Source organism: Dethiosulfatibacter sp. (assembly GCF_983023055.1).
This window is the reverse complement of record NZ_CEZJXU010000244.1, coordinates 1-3878: the sequence shown is the minus strand read 5'-3', so window position 1 is coordinate 3878 and position 3878 is coordinate 1. Positions and strand designations below refer to the sequence as shown.

Below are 3878 nucleotides of genomic sequence, written 5' to 3'. Positions count from 1 at the left end.
CACTTTTTGACTAAAACAAAAACCGCGATAGCCCGCTATTTGCAAGGGATACCACGGTTTTTTCTTTTTTTAGTGTCAAAGACAGGATTATAACACACATTTATACAATTGAAAAGTATTGTTTATTTATTAACACTTTTATCTGTTCAACTACATGCTGATAAACCTTTTTACTCTTAATCTATTTAAACATATTACGCTCCTGTAATTCTGTATAATAAAAATTTCATTTCTTCTAAAACCCATGTTTTTTGTTGCAAAATAGTTTTTCATATATATTTTATCATCCGCCGCCTACAGGTGGGAAAAGTGATATTATGTCGCCTTGTTCAAGCACCTTATCCCCTGTCTTCCTTATACCATTGACTAGAAGTATAGCAACATCCTTCTCATCTATTTCCTTTAAAAATAGAATATCCTTAACTGTCATTCCTTCTATATAATCAATAAATTCCTTTTTTATATTGTTTTTTCTGAAAGTTGCAAAGTATCTAACTTCAACATATTTACCACTTATTTTAGTGTTTTCCTTATTATCTTTCATATACTACTCCAAAATAATTTGATGTTTTCGTATGTAAATCACATTATATTATAACACAAGTTCACCATTTTCAATTCTTTTTATTAATTCTTCAACTTTATCCTTGATTATGTCTCTAGTATTCCTGAATCCTTCAATTGGTCCACCGGAAGGATCTTCTATGCCCCAGTCTTCAGAATGTTTGTTGGGAACGAATGGACATACAACATTGCATCCCATGGTTATGAGAATATCTAGTTCTTCAGGAATATCCGTCAAAAGCTTGGGTTTGTGCCCTTCCATGTTTATTCCTGCCTCTTCCATCACCTTTACGGCAAGAGGCTTAACCTCAGCATAGTCTTCAGTACCAGCAGAATATGCTTCCAATGCATCCTTTCCAAGTTTCTTTGCCCAACCTTCAGCCATCTGGCTTCTACAGGAATTGTGTACACAAACAAAAGCTATCTTATATTTCATTTATTCTTCCTCCAATTTCTTCAATTAATCAGTCATTACACTAGCGAGCTTTTAAAGTTCTCCATACAAATATCAATAATTCATTAGTTTCTTGTTTTTATTCAACAAACCAGAATTTTGTGTGATTTGCTATCTTTACAAGGGTCAGCATGACTGGAACTTCAACAAGTACTCCGACAACAGTTGCAAGGGCAGCTCCAGAATTAAGTCCAAACAGTGATATTGCCACAGCCACTGCCAGTTCAAAAAAGTTGCTTGCTCCTATCATGGCAGCTGGTGCAGCTATATTATGCTTAAGTTTCCATGCCTTTGCCCAGAAATATGCAATGAAGAATATTAGAAATGTCTGTATAACCAAAGGAACTGCTATGAGGACTATATGTAATGGATTATTTAAAATTATTTCACCCTGAAATGAAAATATAGTTATCAATGTCAATAATAATCCTATGATTGTAGTATTATCAAACTTCTTCAGGAATACCCTCTCGAAATATTCAAGTCCCTTGTTTTTAATGATATATTCTCTTGAAACATAGCCACCAAGAAGTGGAATTACTACAAACAGTACAACTGACAAGAACAGTGTATTGTAGGGTACCGTTATGTCACTTACTCCCAACAGAAATGCTACTATTGGTGCAAATGCAACCAACAATATCAAATCGTTAACTGATACCTGTACAAGGGTGTATGCCAGATCTCCCTTTGTCAAATGACTCCAAACAAATACCATGGCAGTGCATGGAGCTGCTCCCAATAAAACTGCTCCCGCAAGGTACTCATTGGCAAGATCGGGTCCAATGAATGACCTAAAAGCAATTTTCAAGAAAAATGCTGATATTAGATACATTGTAAAAGGCTTTATTAACCAGTTTGTTACACAGGTAACTGTCAATCCTCTAGGCTTTTTGGTTGCCTCCACTATGCTCTTAAAATCTATTTTTAGCATCATTGGATAAATCATCAGCCAAATAAGTATTGATACCGGTATCGAAACATTTGCATATTCAAATCTGCTTAATACGGCCGGTACTGCTGGTATGAATCTTCCTATCATCACTCCTGCAATTATGCACAAAGCAACCCATATTGTCAAATATCTTCCAAAAACATCCATTGCTTCTGAAGTTTTAATAGTATTATCTTCATTATTTTTATTCATCAACTGTTTCCTCCGGGTTTAATCAAATCCAATACATTATCTCTGTCTTCTCTTATATACTGACAATTAAAATTTGATTTTTCATACCTCATATATCTTTCCAAGTCTTTAATAAAAACTTCATTTTTCTCAAATTCATCCCTTAAATATTCATTAAGCAAAATGTTTTCTTTTTCAAAATCATCAGATAATTTATAATGAATCCACTGGGCATCTTTTGAAGAACTTATAATACCTGCATCCTTAAGCTTTTTAAGATGCCTTGATATGTTTGACTGATTCAATTCAAGCATAACTTCAATTTCACAAACACACAGTTCAGCATGCATTAGTATATTAACAAGCCTTAACCTGTTTTCATCAGAAAGGGCTTTGAAAAATTCCACCATAATTAACCTCCTTTGTATATGAGTATATTCGATTATACTCATATACAATCATGATGTTTACTACCTTGCAACAGTTTTACTCATTTAACAAAAATAAACAGCAAGAGTATGATTAAAAAACCCTTGCTGTCTAGTATTAATATACTATCTTATGAAACTCATTGCAACTTTTTCTTCTTTTTCAGGTTTCTTAACTGTATCCTTGCCGTTTTCAACAAGTTTCATTGCCCATGCCATGTTTCTTCCAAGAGTTTTCATAGTACAAACTCCTTCTTCATCCTTGAGAACTTCTCCAGGAGTCATACCATGGATTACATTCCAATAATATGATGTAGGTATAATCATTTCAGAATAATTCAAATATGAGTTCAACTGATTGACAGCAGTCAACCCTCCTGTGCGTCTTACCGCTACTACTGAAACTCCCACCTTGTGTTTTAAGAAGTTGCCATTGGCACCGGATACGTAGAACAACCTGTCGAGAAACGACTTCATCGTTCCGGCCATATCTGTATAATGTACAGGAGATCCCAGTATTATTCCATCAGCTTCCTTTAATTTCTGAACCATTTCATTCACTACATCATCTTCAAATATGCATTTTTCATCCATATTCACCCTGCATTTATTGCAAGCCATGCAGCCTCTGATTTTCTTGTTTCCAATATGGACTACTTCTATTTCTATTCCTTCTTTTTCAAGCTCATCAGCTACAAGCTTTATTGCATGGTATGTGTTTCCTTCTTTATTTGGACTTCCGTTAAATGCTACTACTTTCATAATTTTATTAGGACTATTCAGTCCCGACTCCTTTAATAAATTTTTTATTATGCTTTCTTACTGCTTAGTAAAATTAAAATATACATAACCCCTTGAAACGTTGGTGTTATGCATTTAAAGAAACTTTACTTCGCATCTTAATAAATGTTCACACATTTAACGCAGCATAGCTGCTTTCTGGTAAAGATTTACTGTACTATCTTCTCTAAGTTCATCAAACTTTGGTACTATAGAAGTGAAATGAGCTGTATTGTTATGCTCCTCAATAGCATCCATATCCTTCCATTCTTCAATAAAAGTTAAAACATTCGGTTTTTTTATATCTTCAAACAAATCATAGGAAATACAGCCTGCTTCCTTCTTGCTTTCCTTGACAAGCTCTTCTGCTAGTTTTTTGAATTCTTCAACCTTGTCTTTTTTTATAATACATTTAGCAACTATTGTTATCATGATAATCTCCTTGTATCATACTGTGTATATGGTTAACAGTATATTATATTTGGGAAGTTCCTTCAAGTAGGCACTTTTTTGTAAGTCAACTTAG

The 3878-nt window shown here is 33.8% G+C and carries 6 protein-coding genes; all 6 read right to left on the bottom strand.

Going from position 1 to position 3878, the window contains the following annotated elements; translation table 11 throughout:
* Window positions 1-283 precede the first annotated feature (283 nt).
* Entirely contained in the window at window positions 284-544 is a 261-nt protein-coding gene (locus tag AC3AX0_RS08950; RefSeq protein ID WP_487549954.1) for a MoaD/ThiS family protein, read from the bottom strand.
* A 48-nt stretch (window positions 545-592) separates the two neighbouring features.
* Window positions 593-1000, bottom strand: coding sequence for an arsenate reductase ArsC (locus AC3AX0_RS08945; protein WP_487549953.1), 408 nt, complete (start codon window positions 998-1000; stop codon window positions 593-595).
* Between the two features lie 97 nt (window positions 1001-1097).
* Window positions 1098-2165 (bottom strand): ACR3 family arsenite efflux transporter, encoded by a 1068-nt coding sequence (gene arsB, locus AC3AX0_RS08940; RefSeq protein ID WP_487549952.1) that lies wholly within the window; start codon window positions 2163-2165, stop codon window positions 1098-1100.
* Entirely contained in the window at window positions 2165-2554 is a 390-nt protein-coding gene (locus tag AC3AX0_RS08935) for an ArsR/SmtB family transcription factor (protein WP_487549951.1), read from the bottom strand. Before AC3AX0_RS08935 ends, arsB begins: the two co-directional genes overlap by 1 nt.
* Window positions 2555-2698: 144 nt before the next feature.
* A complete protein-coding gene (locus AC3AX0_RS08930) occupies window positions 2699-3334 on the bottom strand; it encodes a flavodoxin family protein (RefSeq protein ID WP_487549950.1) in 636 nt (211 codons plus the stop codon).
* Window positions 3335-3490: 156 nt separating this feature from the next.
* On the bottom strand, window positions 3491-3784 hold the full coding sequence (locus AC3AX0_RS08925) for a putative quinol monooxygenase (RefSeq protein ID WP_487549949.1): 294 nt from the start codon (window positions 3782-3784) through the stop codon (window positions 3491-3493).
* Window positions 3785-3878: the final 94 nt, after the last annotated feature.